At 36.1% G+C, this 17,476-nt stretch carries 12 protein-coding genes; 3 read left to right on the forward strand and 9 right to left on the reverse strand.

The window, feature by feature from the left end:
* Positions 1–42: 42 nt before the first annotated feature.
* From ACFSO7_RS03250 to ACFSO7_RS03280, 7 genes are all read right to left on the reverse strand, one after another.
* Positions 43–1,047 carry a DUF3231 family protein gene (locus ACFSO7_RS03250; RefSeq protein ID WP_377875267.1) on the reverse strand — a complete coding sequence of 335 codons (1,005 nt, stop codon included), beginning with the start codon at positions 1,045–1,047 and terminating at the stop codon, positions 43–45.
* Positions 1,048–1,702: 655 nt separating this feature from the next.
* Entirely contained in the window at positions 1,703–2,347 is a 645-nt protein-coding gene (gene gmtX, locus ACFSO7_RS03255; protein ID WP_377875269.1) for a gamma-mobile-trio protein GmtX, read from the reverse strand.
* 48 nt (positions 2,348–2,395) lie between these two features.
* Positions 2,396–5,116: a gamma-mobile-trio integrase GmtZ gene (gene gmtZ / locus ACFSO7_RS03260; RefSeq protein WP_377875270.1), complete on the reverse strand. Its 2,721-nt coding sequence runs from the start codon at positions 5,114–5,116 to the stop codon at positions 2,396–2,398.
* A complete protein-coding gene (gene gmtY / locus ACFSO7_RS03265; RefSeq protein WP_377875272.1) occupies positions 5,117–6,604 on the reverse strand; it encodes a gamma-mobile-trio recombinase GmtY in 1,488 nt (495 codons plus the stop codon). It lies immediately after the preceding gene.
* 179 nt (positions 6,605–6,783) lie between these two features.
* Complete coding sequence (locus ACFSO7_RS03270; RefSeq protein ID WP_377875273.1) at positions 6,784–9,816, reverse strand: efflux RND transporter permease subunit; 3,033 nt, start codon at positions 9,814–9,816, stop codon at positions 6,784–6,786.
* Positions 9,817–9,998: 182 nt separating this feature from the next.
* Positions 9,999–11,270 (reverse strand): NCS2 family permease, encoded by a 1,272-nt coding sequence (locus ACFSO7_RS03275; protein WP_483861707.1) that lies wholly within the window; start codon positions 11,268–11,270, stop codon positions 9,999–10,001.
* Between the two features lie 207 nt (positions 11,271–11,477).
* Positions 11,478–12,398, reverse strand: a complete 921-nt coding sequence (locus tag ACFSO7_RS03280; RefSeq protein WP_377875277.1) for an RluA family pseudouridine synthase — start codon at positions 12,396–12,398, stop codon at positions 11,478–11,480.
* Between the two features lie 148 nt (positions 12,399–12,546).
* Here ACFSO7_RS03280 and ACFSO7_RS03285 point away from each other — a divergent pair, with 148 nt between their 5' ends.
* The gene (locus tag ACFSO7_RS03285) at positions 12,547–12,945 is read left to right on the forward strand and encodes a YhcU family protein (protein ID WP_377875278.1); all 399 of its coding nucleotides are present in this window, start codon (positions 12,547–12,549) and stop codon (positions 12,943–12,945) included.
* 21 nt (positions 12,946–12,966) lie between these two features.
* Here the strand turns inward: ACFSO7_RS03285 and ACFSO7_RS03290 are convergent, their stop codons facing one another.
* Both ACFSO7_RS03290 and ACFSO7_RS03295 read right to left on the reverse strand, forming a co-directional pair.
* A complete protein-coding gene (locus ACFSO7_RS03290) occupies positions 12,967–13,440 on the reverse strand; it encodes a thioredoxin family protein (RefSeq protein ID WP_377875280.1) in 474 nt (157 codons plus the stop codon).
* Positions 13,437–13,865: a disulfide oxidoreductase gene (locus ACFSO7_RS03295; RefSeq protein WP_377875282.1), complete on the reverse strand. Its 429-nt coding sequence runs from the start codon at positions 13,863–13,865 to the stop codon at positions 13,437–13,439. Before ACFSO7_RS03295 ends, ACFSO7_RS03290 begins: the two co-directional genes overlap by 4 nt.
* 154 nt (positions 13,866–14,019) lie before the next feature.
* Here ACFSO7_RS03295 and ACFSO7_RS03300 point away from each other — a divergent pair, with 154 nt between their 5' ends.
* Positions 14,020–15,558, forward strand: coding sequence for a GNAT family N-acetyltransferase (locus tag ACFSO7_RS03300; protein WP_377875284.1), 1,539 nt, complete (start codon positions 14,020–14,022; stop codon positions 15,556–15,558).
* 133 nt (positions 15,559–15,691) lie between these two features.
* Positions 15,692–17,458, forward strand: a complete 1,767-nt coding sequence (locus ACFSO7_RS03305) for a phospho-sugar mutase (protein ID WP_377875285.1) — start codon at positions 15,692–15,694, stop codon at positions 17,456–17,458.
* Positions 17,459–17,476 lie beyond the last annotated feature (18 nt).

Below are 17,476 nucleotides of genomic sequence, written 5' to 3' on the forward strand. Positions count from 1 at the left end.
TTCAAATGCATTCTTATTCACTTATACATGCCCTAATAATAATTACACTTTTTTTGCAATTTCTTTTCTATTAGGAGCTAGTGGTGGCTGTTCTAACCATTTATTTTGTACCATAAGATTAAACCACTTTTTAGTAAGCATAAGATTTTGTAGAATGGTGCTTTCGTAAGTGGCTACGAGGTCTGTTCGCATAGCCGATGCTAACCCTGCCCCGTGATACGCTTGTGCAGCTTGAAACAAGAAACCAGTATGATACAACATTAACTTATCTGAAAAAGGAGAGTCCGTTGAAGTTGTCACTTCTGTTTCCCAAGATTTCGGAGCTGGTAAATTATCGGTTTGCATTATTTTTGTAAATGATTTTATTTGTCCATCAGCCGTTTTCTCGGAGTCCATTAAAAACTTTCTTACTTCTTTTGTTTGTGCGACTTGGCTGAATGCGATTGAAAGAGTTTTTGCCATAATACTTTTTTTAAGGTTGAAAGAAATGCTTATGATTTCTGTCGCTGCTAACATCCTACCCTTTCCGAAAATTCCATCTGTGAAATCTTGGCTAGAAACATATTCAGGGTTTTTAGCCGGATAAAATAAAGGGTCTCTCTGAAAACTTCCTTTCGCAAGCAATAGATCAATTGTTTGATGATACATCCTTTTCCCATCATTATCACAGGAGTCGTAAAAATACCGTAAGTCCTCTCTTACAGAAACACCCAATGAAGTTGAGTGTCCTAGTAAACCGTGTAATGTCATGATATGTAAATAATTTAGGCAAAATATATCTGTGAACAACCTCTGTTTACCTTTAAAGAGGTCAGATTCAGTAAATCCAATTGGAACTGGAAACCCCTCATTTTTTATAAAAGTAACGATTTGTTGTTTTTGCTTTTCGAATGTCTTGATAGCATCCTCAAAAATAGCTTTAATTTGCTCATCCTCAATAATAGAGACCATATATCTATTTACAATATCAACGGCTGTTCCATTTACATACTCTCCCCATAGTGTACCTATCTCGGAAGATGTGAGTTTTAATTTATTGTTATCCATATAATCACCTCTTGGATATTATTCACCAATTTTTCCAATGATATGAATTACACTTAGTAGAACATTGTATAGGGGATTACAGCTTATTAGAAAGACGAATTCATTAAAAAAGGCAAGCAAGTTTCTATGCTCACCTTTTTCTACAACAATGTGAAATAGATTATACTTGTGGAATACTCAATGCTTAAGCTAAAGAAGGCATTCTTAACAAAGATGTTAATCTGGAAGTTAAATTACTTATTAAGAAAGCAGTTTTAATACCCATTATAATTAAGGTTGAGAATAAGCTAAAAAGAATATTCAAAGTATATACCCCCACATCGAAGTTTGTGTTAAATAATAACACTAAGGTTATTGTTAATCTGAGAAACAAATTTATTCAGTGGAATAACCTACTACGATAATATTGTGAAGAAATGTACTTAAGCGCACGGAGGATTTATTTTAATAAAGCCTTGAAATGATCTTCCGCAATCAGGCGCGTTTATGAAGTAACGCTGTATAAAATGATCAAACTTTTTTTATAATAAGCAAACTAAAAAATGCTAAAGAAGCATCCATTTTGATTAATCTTTTTTCAAAATGGATGCTTCTTATTAACTTAGTGTAAGGATTTACGAGGTGTTTTTGTTCAAACTTTATTTTAAAGCTACATTTATATTTCATTAAGAATTTTTTGTATGGCAGTTACATATCCTGCCTTATATATCTGAATGCCATTTTCTTTTACTCTGCCATAATTATCGGTAGTCCATCCCTGATGGTTCATAAATTCGTTTGATATGGCCTTTCTCAGTGCATCTATTTCGGTATCTGTCAGATTATAAGAAGGCTCGACTAAAACGACATCCTTCTTTTTGCTTAGATCGTTTATAGGACGCATATCAATAGTAAAGGTTGTTTGTTCTTTAAGCAGAGAGTTTTCTCTTTTGAGCTTTTTATTCTCTGACATAAGCATACCAACCAGTGCCTTTGTTGTTGGTTCGGAGATACTTGCTAAGATATCATCGTTTACGGTTGTTCTCTTTTCTTTTTTAGGCTTTTTAGTGGTAGTTTTATAGTATTCAGCCCACTGGCTTATCAAAACTCTGTAATCCTCGGCATTTTTGTTTCTAAGTGCCTGTTCACTTGGACCGCCATCATCTGCTATCAGTCTGGCTATAGTGCCAATAGAAAAATCTTTTACGTCAGACTCGGACTGTTTTTTACAGGCGTTATTTATGAGTTCTAATGTTTTCTTTTTCCTTGTAGAAGCGTTCTCATAAAACTTTGAGAACAGTTCATCTGGATCCATTTCCATCATATATCCTCCAATACATAAATTATTCCTAATCAATAGTAGAACTATCTATATTGGTAATAAATTACTGTTTAAAGTCACAGATTTAAGTTCATCAACAAACTCATTCTCAAACCCGATTTCTTCAAGTTTCTTACGCCCGATTGCATAAGGAATAGCATACTTTAAACTACCTGCACGATTAATCAAAAGCCTCATGAATTGATTTCCTGCAATGAGCTGTTCTTCTTCTGTTAATGAGAACATAACGGGCATTTTATTGTTATCTTTTAATGTTAAATCTATGATTTGAGACCTTTGAAGAACTACCTTGCTTGCATCTGTTTCAGGAAACAGTTCCGCCCCATTACAGATGATTTGAAGCTGTTCAAGTTCATGTTCAATGTTATTAATAGAAATTCCAACATCCGATATAGAACCTACGGTAACAAGCTGAAATCCATCATCAGAAGATGTTTCTTTGATTAACTTCATGCACCTATCAATGAGACGAAGAGTGGCATTATAATCATTTGCTAGCTTATCATTCTTCTGTATCTCCTGTGCATATAATTGCTCATATTTAAGCAATTCATGATGTTTTGTAAATATGGTTCCATTAAGTTCACATTCATATTTTTCATTTTCTAAAAGTTCTATATCATGCTGATATTTAATCACTCGTTTTCCTGTTTCGCCCATATTGTAGCCTATGGTATTAAAATGATGCACTAAGCCCGGAAGAAAAGCAGGACTAGTTACGAACCATCTACATCTGACACAGTTCTGCTCTGGAAAACCCGGAACAACACCATAAGTGATTTTATCCGTATCATCATTAACATATGTGCCACCTGAATCGCATCCAAAACAGCCTTTAGGACAAATTCCTTTATCACTTATAATAATACTTGCACCTGATTTTTGAGCGTTGATTACTGCCTGATAAGCTATTGGGTCATTGGCAGCTACACTTGTTTCTAACTGTTCATACTTTGCATCTCTAATAAATCTATCAAAAGCTTCTTTATCATTTTCAAGAATGCTCTTTTCAGCCTGATTCATTGTATCTGTAACATATGAAATACCTGCTTTTGTATAATAAAGAGTCATAATGAGTCTTGCGTGACCTGCGAGAGCCTTTGAAAGAATAGGCATTGGAACTCCACCTTCAAGAGCATAGGCAGTTATAAGTGATACTCTGAGTGAATGAAGGGGATAATAAGTCGTCGTTTGGTCATAGTCTGGACGCACAAATTTTAATGTTCTTTCTTCTTCGGATGATGTATTTTCTTTAAGCTGAACCTCAAGCTGTTTTAGTGTCTTATACCAAAAAGAATCAATTCCTTTTTTTCCTATTGGCAAGTGTTCCTGTCCTATTGAAGTAGGATCTCTGAAAAGAAATGTGATTTCCCCCATTTGTTTTAAAATCTTCACATCTTTTATATTTCCTAAGTGTTTTCCTGTCAGTTCTGTCCATTTTGCAGGTTGAGAAATAGGATTGTACTTCATCTGCCAATCCCTAAGTTTTGCAAGCCAGTATTGTGCTTCTTCGTACTGCCAAGGAATGTCATAGCCTTTATCCGATTCCTCTTTGTTGATGTCTGCTGTTTTATTCGTGTTGATAAAAAAACCTGTCATTTCAAGCTGCGTTGTTTTGTCTTTGAATTTACGAAGAACACCTCTTTCAACAGGATTTCTTTCTGTACCCTGACTTAAATGTGAATCATTCTTAATCCACTCTCCAGCCAAATTTCGCATAGACTGCACATACTTATATGTATCCCTTTCACCACTATCAAGCATACGCACTTGATAAGTTCTTAAAGGAAGAAGGAGCTTTGTCAAAAGCACCACAGTAGTCCCCGGAAACCACATTTCATATACTTCTTCAGAAAGTCCTTTTACTTTTCGTACATATTGGGAAGTTTTTCTGACTCTGAAAACACAGTCAGGGTCATTCTTATCAATAACAGACTCATCAACAATGAACCAATCACCACCTGCTCTACTTGAATCTCCTGCAATTTGTGCAAATTTCAAGTCTTTAAAGCAGGTTGCATTTGGAGAGCAGAGTATATTACGAAGGTCTTTAATGTATCTATAAGGCAGGACATTCTTGTCTGATTCATTACGTTGCGATGATTTTACAGAGTCTGGTAAGTATTTTGTTAGAGGATTTTCAAATTCTGCCGGAGTAAACTTCTTTCCTAAATCATTTTCAACCGAAAACTTCTCCGCAATAATCCAGTCAACAAATTCAACAATCTTTTTTGCTTCAGCTAAAGCATGGGATTGTGAGCCACTTTCTGCATAAATAATCTCGTAAAAATCTGGGGTATCATATTCTATTGAAATGAACTCCTGCACAGACCTAGTGATGTTATAGGGAATAACATATTTTTTAAAGAAGTTTGATAGAGATGCAAGTGTTGCGGCTTTTCCTCTTACAACCGTTTTTAGCCATTCCGTGGCATATCCATTCCATTCCTGTAAATCAGAATCATATTCTAAAAGCCATTCGAGGTTTTCACTCCTAGTTGTTCCATGTTGCCTTAACTCAAGTTCTCTTTTCTTTGCTTTTTCCTTTAACTGTTCAAGCCTCAGATTTTCTTTTGGCGATAATACATTATCACCAAAAGCTCCGTTTTTAATGAAATCTCGGAGCCATTTCATAACAGTAGTATGTTGAATACCATATTCTCGCTCAATATCCCTTGCTGATTTGCCGTTGCAAAGTTCTTCAATCATCTTATACTTAAAAAAATTATCATAACTTTTTCTTCCCATTTATTTTCTCCTATATCTGTATCTGTTCTGCTGTTTAGTTTCTTCATTCATCCATGCATCAATCTCAGTCTGCATTGGAAGTACACAACCATTATCCAAAGATGCAGTGGCATTATTTAGTGAAGCTGTAACATCTGCAACTGTTGGCTCTGTGTATACTTTCTGAGACTCGATAGATTTGTGGTGCATGGCAATTTGTTTGATGCGGTCAGGTATATTGGCATTTTTAAGTCTTTGACCATATGCGTGTCTATGTCCGTGTGGAGTAGTGCCATCTTTCTTTCCGACTGTCAAACCAATCTTTTCAACCGCTTTTTCGTGAGACTCCCTCTGAGTCCTAAGTGGCATCATTTCTCCTAGTGTTTTAGGCGAATGTGAGACAAAGGCAAATGGGTGAGTATCCTTAATGCCATCTCTTAACCTTTTTGCCATATACATTTTCCATACATACATAAAGATGTATCCCCATTCCTTTGACAACCAGTAAACATGCATGTATTTATCTTCATCGTTATCAAGTCTTGGCTCTTTCCACCCTGCAAATCGTTTGTCCTGTGCGGAATACATATTGCGTGGAAGCAAACCATATTTTAACAGAAGATAGCTTTCTCTGTCTGTTATATATTTACCAGTAGTAGGGTTCTTGAAATCCTGCGGGGCTTTTCCTTCACTTGGATGATAGATTCGTACCACAGCAAGATTTGGATCTTCATGGTCAGGGAAGATGTCCTGTACCCATAAATGAAATACTTCACTATGCCTAAGTCCACCGCCATGCATCAGTATAGTAATGGCAATATCACGCCAGTTATAACGGTCAACAAGGTCTAATTCAACGTTCTTTCTTGTATTCTTAAACCCTTCCCATAGGAGATCATGTATTTTATTTTCGGGGAAGGCTTTTGTATCTCCTTTTGATGAGTATGGTTTTCTTCTTCTAACAGCATTACGAGCTAATTTTGCAGTTTCAGAGATTTCATGAACATCATTTAAATGCCCTAGAAATGAGTTCTGACTTTTGTTTATCTGTGCCATCCAGTTAAGTCGTTCTTCATATCTTGTGGCTTTTCTCCAAGGGTTTAATTGAACAGCACCATATTCTTCATATAACCAATCTGATAACCCGTTTAAAGCAGATAAAAGCATATTCGCTGTTTCAATTCTTTTAGGTAACCAATAAAGTCCCGAAGGGTCTATACCTTCTTCATTTATTGTTCCTGAATAAACAGACTCTGTAAATGTATCAAAGAATTCTTTTGGAGAAGTATAATATTTCTGATTAGCTTCCATATAATCAAGCAATAGTCCAACAGCTTGTACTAACTTCTTATGCCAAGTTCTGCTTTTACTACGATTCCTTATTTGATATCTGTGTAATTGTTCAAAAAGCATTGTCTCTCCATTATACTCAACTAGAAGAGTAGGAAAATCTATGCTCCTGCCTGTATTATCCCTATATGTTTTTGAAGATACCTGAACATATCTCATATATATCCTCCTATACCTATAGTTTGATTATAATATTATATATAATACCATTAATATGTATGTATAACTACAATAAAAAAGGTACTACATCTTAATATGTAATACCTTTTTAATAGTTTGATTATAAATATTTCACCCTAGATAATAATTTTAGGGGCTGGCTTTTAATCTAATGATAATTAAATACTAATTTCTGAGGATGGTGATTTCTTTTGTCTTTGTTTTTTTGCTTTTTTAAAATGTAGTAGTTCGTATACTACTGGAATGACGATGAGAGTCAGTAATGTTGCTACGCTTAAACCACCGATGACAACAACTGCAAGGTTTTGTGAGACTAGACTTCCTGTTTCAGCTTTTTTGAAAAGAAGTGGAAGCATCGCACAAATGGTTGCTACAGCAGTCATAATAATTGGACGCATACGTGTTGCAGCAGCTTCAACTAGAGCGTCACGAATAATCATTTTTTCTTCGTTTTGTTTCACTCTATCTAGTAAAACGATTGCATTGGTTACAACCACACCGATTAACATTAAGGCGCCTAATAAAGAAGTAATATCTACTGGAATTCTACTCACTAGTAAACCTAATATAGCTCCGATCGCTGCCAATGGTAAAGAGAAAAGGATAGCAATTGGTGCACGAATCGTTTTAAAGGTTACAACCATGATTAAGAAGACAATTCCAACAGAAATGAGCATTGTCATAAACAAATCAGTGAAATCACTGGATTGTTGGGCACTTGCACCGCCGATTAATACTTCTACATCATCAGAGAGTTCCATTCCTTTTTTGTCTGCTTGCTTATTTCCGAATATGGCTAAGTTAACTTCTTTTGAAACCTCGGAAAGTTTCTTCGAATCAACAGTAGCAATAACGCGAATATAAGGGTCACCATCTTTATGGAATTGGTTTGTTGGTCGTTCTTCCGCTTGAAGACTTGCTACGTTTGAAACAGGTACCATTCCAGCAGGCGTCATAACATGAATATTTTCTAAATCCCTTGGTGATTTAGGATCTACCATTGGTTCTAAAAGAACTTTTGTCTCTTGATTATCTAGTTCTACTGTACCAAGCGGAATTTGATTAAGCATAACAGAAACTTGTTGAGCAACTTGGTCTGCTTGAGCCTTCGCCGGATCAACAACAAGAGAATAAACGGTCTTTTTCTCATCTTGATTCGTTTCTACAGTTTCAATTCCCTTAATACCATTAATTTCATCTTTAATATTGTTCGCTGTCTCTTCAATTAATTTCAGATCATCACCTAAAACATCAATTGTAATCTGAGGTAATCCAGCACCCATTAGAGATGCACCACTAACACTAAAAGAAGCATCAGGGAAATCGGTTTCTTGTTTTTCTAATTTCTTGATGAAATCATTTGTATCTTTTTTATCTTTTAAAATCGCTAATACTGCACCACTTGTTGGCGATCCAATATTTCCAAACTGTGCATTATCTGCACTATTTCCAACCTGTGTAACAACTTCTTTTACTTCTTTCTGTTCAAGGACATACTTTTCTAGTTTTAACGATTCTGATTTCACTTTATCAACAGGTGTATTATTTGGATAGTCTAAAGTAATTTGGACATAATCTGAAGATGAACTATCGACAGCACCTTTTGGCATGATGAAATATGTAGCAATTGAGCCTACAAAAACAATAAACGCCAAGCCTAATACAATTGCTTTATGGTTTAATGACCAAGTTAGTAATTTAGTAAACTTTTTAGGAGTTACATGCTTTGGTAGCTTTGTATTTTTTAATAACCCAGCACTCATTAAAGGTACAACTGTTAAAGCCACAATTAATGATGTTAATAAGGAATACGTAACTGTTAGGGCAAATGGTAGAAGGAAGTCTTGTAAACTACCACTGACTAGACCAATCGGTAAGAATACAGCCACTGTTGTTAGAGTGGAGGCAGTAATAGCAGAGCCAACTTCCTTCGTTGCTCCGATTACCATTCCAATGGAAAAGGATTCCTTTTGCATTTTACGGAAAATATTCTCGATAACGACAATACTATCATCGACTAAACGACCAACTGCTACGGCCACTCCACCAAGTGTTAAAATATTCAGCGTTACTCCAGAACGTGACAATAGGAATAAGGTAAACGCTAATGATAACGGGATCGATATGATTGTAATGAAAGTAGATTTTATATTTCGCAAAAATAGCATAATGACGATCGTTGCAAATAAGGCACCTAATAAAACTTCCTTCATCATTGCTTTAACTGAAGTTTCAACCATATCAGCTGTAGAAATAACGACGTTTACGTTTGTATTGTCGTATTTCTTAGTTAATTCCTTAGCAGCTTCTTTAATTTTTTTACTAATTGTTACGGCATTAGAATGGCTTTCTTTTTGGACGATCAAATATAATCCATCTGAGCCGTTGATTCGATTTAACATACCTTCAGGCTTCTTGACATCGATAGTGGCGATATCCTTTATTGCTACATTCGGTGCAACTTGAAGATTTTTAACCTTTTCAAGGGTATCGATTGTTCCAATAACTTTAATATTGCTTGACTGCCCGTCAATTGTTTTTTCACCAACAGCCATTGCCACATTTTTACCTTGTAATAATGTCATTACATTTTGGAATGAAACTTGCTTTACTGCCATTTTAGCATTGTCAAGCTTCACAGAGAGATAGGAATTAGCTGTTCCAAATGATTGGACATTTGCAACACCCTTAATATCTTTGAAATAAGGTACAATTTTACGCTTTGCAAAATCTAAATTATCAGGGGTGAGCCCTTCCTCAAATGTCACTGCAATTTGGGAAATAGGAATCATTGAAGTGTTCAGCTGAACGATAATTGGCTTTGAAACGTTTTGCGGTAGTTGTACTGATCCAATAGCTTCCTGAACCTCTTGCTTTGCTTCTTTCATACTAATTCCTGATTCGTAAAAAAGATCAATCTTAGAAAAACCATCTCCGGTCGAAGAGAAAATGTTTTTCTTCCCTTTAACACCAGCAACGGATTCCTCTAGTGGTAAAGTTACTTGATTCTCCATCGTTTTAGAGTCTGTTCCTTGACCCATAACGATGACCGTTACTTGCGGATTATCGGCTGATGGTAGAAATTCCATTGGTAACGTAAAGTAGCTTATAACCCCCATGACAAGGATTAGGATGGACATAATCGTAATGGCTGCTTTGTTTTTAAAAGACCATTTTGTAAACCATGACATTTGTAAATCCTCCATTCGTAGTATATATGAACTAATTCAACAATAGTAAATACTACCACCTGAGGGGGAAAAAGGATATATCTTTTAGGGAAATTTAAGAAATTTATTAAGGAATTTACGAAATGTTAACATAGTCAAAAAAAGAGTGCCCACTATACTGGACACTCTTGCACACGTTATTATCAATGCGGTAAAAACGCTAATTGGTAGAAAAACAATACTGCGAAAACATAGAGTAAGGGGTGAACCTTTCTCCATTCACCTTTTACAACTTTTAATAGCGGATAGGAAATGAATCCTAAAGCAATACCCGTTGCAATACTTGATGTAAGTGGCATGCTTAAAATGATTAAGAAAGCAGGAAATGCTTCATCTAATTGATCCCATTTAATATGGGAAATACTCCCCATCATTAAACTTCCCACAATAATTAATGCTGGAGCTGTAATAGCAGATATTCCTGAAACAGCGCTAACTAGTGGGCCAAAAAAAGCCGCTACAATAAATAGAATACCAACTGTAACTGATGTAAGACCTGTTCTTCCTCCAGCAGCTACACCACTCGATGATTCGATATAAGCAGATGTTGGGCTTGTACCAAACATAGCACCGATCGTTGTTCCAATCGAGTCAGATAATAAAGCTTCACGAGCACGTGGCATTGTATTTCCTTTCATTAAACCAGCTTGCTGAGCTACACCGATCATCGTACCTGTTGTATCAAAAATCGTTACGAGTAAAAAAGAGAAAACAACAGCATATAAACTATGTTCAACGACTTCTGAAATCGCTGTAATCGGATTTAATACGATCCAACCTTCTGGTAGTGAAGGAAGGGAGACAAATCCTTGATCAAATGATAGTTGACCAGTGAAAAAAGCGATAACTCCTGTAATAATCATTCCAAAAAATAAGGCACCATTTACCCGTAAAACCATTAACACTAATGTTATAGCAAGTCCAACTAATGCTAAGATGGCACTAGGTTCATGTAGGTTACCTAAGGCAACTAAATTGGTTGGATGTGCTTGGATAATTCCTGTTAAGCGAAGTCCGATAAAAGCGATAAATAAACCGATTCCAGCGGTAATACCATGCTTTAAATTATCTGGTATGGCTTCAATTAAATTTTTGCGAAAAGGTGTTAATGATAAGATGATGAAGATGATTCCCGCAATAAAGACAGCAGCAAACGCAGTTGTATAAGAAATATTTCCATGAGTTCCGACTACAGAATATGCAAAATAGGCATTCAAACCCATCCCTGGAGCGATCGCAATGGGATAATTAGCGAAAATCCCCATCCAAAGTGTCCCAACAACTGTCGCAATAATGGTTGCTGTGAATACTTGGTTAAAAGGTACGCCAGCATCTGCTAGGATGATTGGATTAACAACGACTATGTATACCATTGTTAAAAAGGTTGTAATCCCTGCTAAAATTTCAGTTTTCATATTTGTATTATTTTCTCGAAGCTTGAACACTAAGAATCCCTCCGTAAACACGAACATTAACTAACACGTTTACTATAATATTCGTTATTTGGTGTAAAAGCAATAGTTTTACGTAATAATATATTGTTATTATTAGTATTGTGAGTTCATTAAATGTTATGTATAAAAAAATGACCCAAAAGCACAGGAGCTTTTGGGGTGTCTAGGTCAAATTCCTTCATAATCTAATTCAGGAAATATGGGTGGGTTATCATGAAACGAGGCAAAACAAATAATTCTCTCATTAGTAAAGGGATGAACAAACTCTAGCTTAGCTGCATGCAGTGCTTGTCTAGCTACGGAGTTCTCACCACCATAAAGAGTATCCCCTAGTAAAGGGTATCCAATATGGCTAAAGTGAACGCGAATTTGATGTGTCCTTCCCGTCTCTAGCCAACATTTGACAAGAGAGGTTTTCGTAGAATGAAATCTTTCTAATAATTGATAACGTGTAATTGCTTCTTGTCCAGTTGGTGAAACGCGTCTTCTTGTAGCATGATGTCGATCACGACCAATAGGAGCTTGTATTGTGCCTTTTTTAGTTTTGACAATTCCTTGTACCAAAGCCAAATAGGTTCGTTTAATTAATCTTTGTTCTAGCATTCGATCCAATACAGCCCCGACTAACGGATGCTTAGCAAATAGAATAGCTCCCGACGTATCTCGGTCAAGACGGTGAATATGTCTCACCCAAGTGGATTGACCATTGGACTGGAGATAAAAGGCAACACCATTTAATAATGCATTCGTTTGAACTGAATCGTTTGCATGTGTATCCATACCAGCAGGCTTATTAACAACCAAGAGGTGATCATCTTCATATAGAACTTCAATCTCCATATAGTTTGGAACGACTTCGTCTTCAAGATTTTCAAAAAAATTAACGGATAATCGGTCTCCCAATTTCAATGGAAGAGTCCATTCGGCAGGAGAATGATTAAGCTTTACTCTTTTCTCCATTCGAAATTGATGGGTTAGTTTTTTTGGTGTACCCCAAATATCCTTAAATAATTGCTCAATCGTTTTCCCTGACCATTCTCCAGGCACGATAAATACCTGCCATTGGCCTTGCCGTTTAGTTTGAATCATATTTGATCTCCTTATTGTTAAAGATGTTAAAAAAGGGCCAGATTCCCCCAGTTTTGTGCCTTAAATTACCACGCTCTAACCTCTTAAAGTTATGGTATTCTTATGATATATCATTCTCAGTTCAGAGGTTTAAAGGGTGGTTTTTTAATTGAAGGTTGTTTATGCATCGACTCCCGAGCAGGAAGAAAAAATTAAAGAGCTAATTCGGCATTTTTACACAGTAGTATTTCCACTTTATTTTTCAGACGAAGAAATTTTGGATTTCAAGCGACTACAAGTATTATCTACATCTGATCGAACTTTTGAAGATGTTGGAACGCTCAAAGATGCTTACCAGGCGATTACAAGTTTACAAACTTTATGCCATATTTTAGAAGGTAATCATTTAGATCCGAAATATGATTTATTATTTAATAAAAATGTAGACACTTTAAACGAACTTGGATTATCTTTCCCGTTTCGATATGAAAATTTTACATGTTCGAAAAACTTGAAAGCTGAAAATTTGAGTGTTTATTCAAAAGCCGACAATGAAATGCTCATTTGAAAACGCCTGCTGCTGCAGGCGTTATTTTTTTACATTTTGTTCAAACCATTGTTTAAATACTGCTTTCTCTCTCTCTCCATCAATTCTAGCTACTTCTTTCCCATTTTTAAAATGAACGAGAGTTGGAGTTCCTTCAATCCCATATTGCTCCCAGCCATTTGGGAATTCCAATAAATTATATTGTTCAACATCAATATTCATATCATCTGCTAAAGGCATGAGAACGGGTGTCGTTCTTTTACAATGCGGGCAATTAGAAGCAAAGAAATAAACGGTTACATCTTCGTTATTTTCAAGCTTTGATTCAAGCTCATCTGGAAGAATAATGTTTTGATAATTTGGATCATCTAGTTGGTCAATCGTTTCCTGATGTAAGTCTTTAGTTTTATACGGATTATTGTCTCCAAGCTTTTCTTTGTTTTGAACATAATTTAATATTCCCATACCTGCAAAAAGGGCAATGATAATGACTAGAAAAATAATTACTTTTTTCATACGGCTGTTCCTTTCTTTTTCCAAATAATGAAGCTACAAATGAAAATAATAATAAAAGCGGTTAGTGCTAAAAACGGTATCGTTACGAAACCGAACCAATTAATGTACTCTCCTGTACAAGGAACTCTACCACATGTAGGAGCACTTTCAGCAAAAAAGTCTACTTTCTGTAATAAGTAGTGGTAGAGTGAGATTCCTCCACCAATTGCAGAAAATACCATGGAATAGAGTGAAATTTTGTAATCCTTTTTAATGACAGCGATCCCTAGTAATACGACTAAAGGATACATAAGGATTCGTTGATACCAACAGAGGACACAAGGTTCATACTGACGAATTTCCGAAAAATAAAGGCTTCCGAACATCGCAATAACCGAAGCTGCCCAAGCAGTAAATAATAATGATTCCTTCTTTTTTTCGTCCATAATAAACTCCTTTTTCATTCTAACTAATTCCTCAAATCTATCTTAATGGATAATGTGAAATATCACAAATTCAAGATATCAAGAAGAGTGAAAGAATATATTTTAGGAGAAAATAATATAATCATCTGAGTACCTTTTATAAGGGGTTGTTTTTATGAAAGAACTTGATTTATCCAAATTTGAAAAAAAGATGGTTATTCGGAATACCGCATATAAAGATATTGACGAGATCATTAAGCTTCAAGAGGTTTGTTTTCCTGGGATGGTTCCGTGGAAACGGGAACATTTAGAAAGCCATTTGGCGATATTTCAGGATGGGCAATTTGTCGCTGAATTCGATGGGAAAATAATTGGGTCTTGCTCAAGCTTAATCATAAATTTTGATGAGTACGATGCAAGACATTCATGGGATGACGTGACGGATAATGGCTATATAACCAATCATAATCCGGATGGGTATAATCTATATGGGATTGAGGTCATGGTTCACCCCGATTTCCGCCGAATGAAAATTGGTCAACGCTTATATGAAGCAAGAAAAGACCTTGCAAGACAATTAAATATTAAAAGTATTATCATAGGTGGCAGGATTCCAAACTATCATAAATATGCAGAAGAAATGACACCGAGAGAATATGTTCATGAGGTTAGTCTACATAAAATTTATGATCCTGTCCTTTCTTTTCAGTTATTGAATGGATTTACTTTGATGCGAATTAATCAAAACTATTTACCTGATGATGTCCAATCGCAAAAATATGCAACCTTAATGGAATGGAATAATGTAGATTTTCTCCCGAAATCGAAACGTTTCTATCAAACGAGTTATCCGGTTCGAATTTGTGTTGTTCAATATATGATGAGGCAAATTCATTCATTTGAAGACTTCGCCAATCAAGTAGAATATTTTACAGATGTCGCTTCAGATGCGGAATCTGATTTTGCCGTTTTCCCAGAAATTTTTACAACTCAGCTCATGTCTTTTCTTGATGAAAAAATACCGAGTAAGGCTGTCCGCAAGGTAGCTGAGTATACTGAGCAGTATATCGAGCTTTTTACTGATCTAGCCGTTCGCTACAACGTAAATATTATTGGGGGCTCCCATCTTGTGAAAGAAGATGATGATGAAGTGTATAATATTGCTTATTTATTTCGAAGAGATGGAACGATTGAAAAGCAATACAAGCTTCATATTACACCTAATGAAAGAAGATGGTGGGGGATTAGTCCTGGCGATGAGGTAAAGGTATTTGATACAGATTGCGGGAAAATCGCAATTCAGATTTGTTATGATATTGAGTTTCCGGAGCTTGCTCGAATTGCTACAGATATGGGGGCTAATATCATTTTCACCCCATTTTGTACAGAGGATCGCCAAGGTTATTTACGTGTACGCTATTGTGCACAAGCACGTGCAGTGGAAAATCAAGTTTATACTGTTATCTCTGGAACGGTTGGAAATCTTCCACAAGCTGAGAATATGGATGTTCAATATGCGCAGTCAGGAATATTTGCCCCGTCTGATTTTGAATATGCCCGTGATGGGATCGTTGGTGAAACAAATCCAAATATTGAAATGGTCCTTATCGGGGATGTAGATTTAGAAATATTACGGCGTCAAAGACAAAATGGTACGGTCAGACATCTAAAAGATCGGCGACATGATATTTATAAAATCAAATATAAGAGGTAGAATGAGTAGGGTCTGTTCATGGTAATGGACCCTTTCGTATGTTAAAATCGATTTTTGTCGGTTTATTATTAGAGGAAGTATTCGGTTATTATCGAAGTTATTTATAGAAGGAAGATTGATCGGAGGGAATGGAATGGGTTGGAAGCAAAAAGCGGACAGATGGCTACAATTTGATAATTTAGATGAAGACTTACGAGAACAAATAAATAAAATTCGTCATGACGATAAAGCATTGGAAGAAGCCTTTTATAAAAATTTAGAATTTGGAACAGGGGGAATGCGGGGAGAAATTGGGGTTGGTTCAAACCGTATGAATACGTATACCGTTCGCAAGGCATCTGCAGGTTTAGCAACATACATAGAAACTAACGGTGAATTGGCGAAGAAACGCGGAGTCGTTATTGCTTTTGATTCACGACATAAATCGGTTGAATTTGCCTTGGAAGCAGCAAAAATCTTTGCTTCTCGTGGAATTAAAACTTACTTATTTAACGAATTACGTCCGACACCAGAGCTTTCGTTTGCAATCCGGCATTTACATGCATTTTCAGGTGTGGTGATTACAGCAAGCCATAATCCACCTGAGTATAACGGATATAAGGTATATGGACAGGATGGTGCACAGTTGACACTGGATGCGGCTGATATCGTCATCGAGCACATCGAAGAAATTGACAATGAATTAGTACTAGTGGTTCAGGATGAAAATGTCTTAAAAGAGCAAGGTTTAATTGAGATGGTTGGAGTAGAAATCGATCAAGCCTATCAAAGAGAACTATTAACAATTACGGAGAATCCACAGCTTGCAAATGAAACGGATATTACCGTAGTGTTCACTCCATTACATGGTACCGCTAATCAACCGGCCCGTGATGGTTTGCGTGCTTTAGGTTATAAGAATGTACATGTCGTGGCTGAACAAGAACTGCCTGATCCCCAATTTTCAACAGTTAAAAGTCCAAATCCTGAAGAACATGCGGCATTTGAACTTGCAATTCGGGATGGAAAGCGTTTTGGAGCGGACCTTCTTATAGCAACAGATCCTGATGCAGATCGTTTAGGGATTGCTGTAAAAAATGAAGCTGGTGAATACATTGTTTTAACTGGAAATCAAACGGGCGCTCTTTTGTTGGATTATATTCTGTCACAAAAAAGCAATAAGGGGACGTTGCCACCGAATGGGATTGTGTTTAAAACCATTGTTACTTCTGAACTTGGTCGGAAGATTGCCTCGTCATTCGGGGTGGAAACAGAAGATGTGTTAACTGGTTTTAAATTTATCGCAGAAAAAATCGAGGAATATAACAATTCAGGTAAATACTCCTTTATATTTGGTTATGAAGAAAGCTATGGTTATTTAATAGGGGCTTTTGCACGTGATAAGGATGCGATTCAAGCTACTTTATTGGCCACAGAGGTGTGTGCTTTTTATAAAAAGCAGGGTATGACGGTTTATGAAGCGTTACTCAATCTTTATAACAAATATGGCTATTACCTTGAGGGTCTCCGATCACTTACTTTAAAAGGAAAAGATGGGGCTGAAACGATTCAACAACTTCTAACATCATTCAGGGAAGAAACTCTTGAGAGTATTGGTTCATTTCACATTGTTGCATCAGAAGATTATTTAACCAGTCATCGAAAAAACGAGCGTGGGCTGGAAGAAATTCATCTCCCGAAATCTGAAGAAATTCATCTCCCGAAATCTAATGTAATAAAATATATTTTTGCTGATGGATCTTGGGTATGCTTACGTCCTTCTGGTACAGAACCAAAAGTGAAGTTTTATTTTGGAGTAAATGGTGAAAATATGGAAAGTGCAAAAGAAAAGTTAGCTGAATTAGAGCATGTGTTTATGAGTTTAGTTGATCAAAAGTTAAAGCAAGTTTCAGTGAAATAGTATAACCATTACGTACAA

This window comes from Bacillus sp. CGMCC 1.16607 (assembly GCF_042683745.1).
Classification (GTDB): Bacteria; Bacillota; Bacilli; order Bacillales; family Cytobacillaceae; genus Pseudoneobacillus.

Coding starts and splice junctions, on each gene's coding strand:
- ACFSO7_RS03250 (WP_377875267.1), bottom strand. CDS start 1,047: ATGGATAACAATAAATTAAAACTCACATCTTCCGAGATAGGTACACTA.
- gmtX (WP_377875269.1), bottom strand. CDS start 2,347: ATGGAAATGGATCCAGATGAACTGTTCTCAAAGTTTTATGAGAACGCT.
- gmtZ (WP_377875270.1), bottom strand. CDS start 5,116: ATGGGAAGAAAAAGTTATGATAATTTTTTTAAGTATAAGATGATTGAA.
- gmtY (WP_377875272.1), bottom strand. CDS start 6,604: ATGAGATATGTTCAGGTATCTTCAAAAACATATAGGGATAATACAGGC.
- ACFSO7_RS03270 (WP_377875273.1), bottom strand. CDS start 9,816: ATGTCATGGTTTACAAAATGGTCTTTTAAAAACAAAGCAGCCATTACG.
- ACFSO7_RS03275 (WP_483861707.1), bottom strand. CDS start 11,270: ATGAAAACTGAAATTTTAGCAGGGATTACAACCTTTTTAACAATGGTA.
- ACFSO7_RS03280 (WP_377875277.1), bottom strand. CDS start 12,398: ATGATTCAAACTAAACGGCAAGGCCAATGGCAGGTATTTATCGTGCCT.
- ACFSO7_RS03290 (WP_377875280.1), bottom strand. CDS start 13,440: ATGAAAAAAGTAATTATTTTTCTAGTCATTATCATTGCCCTTTTTGCA.
- ACFSO7_RS03295 (WP_377875282.1), bottom strand. CDS start 13,865: ATGGACGAAAAAAAGAAGGAATCATTATTATTTACTGCTTGGGCAGCT.
- ACFSO7_RS03300 (WP_377875284.1), top strand. CDS start 14,020: ATGAAAGAACTTGATTTATCCAAATTTGAAAAAAAGATGGTTATTCGG.
- ACFSO7_RS03305 (WP_377875285.1), top strand. CDS start 15,692: ATGGGTTGGAAGCAAAAAGCGGACAGATGGCTACAATTTGATAATTTA.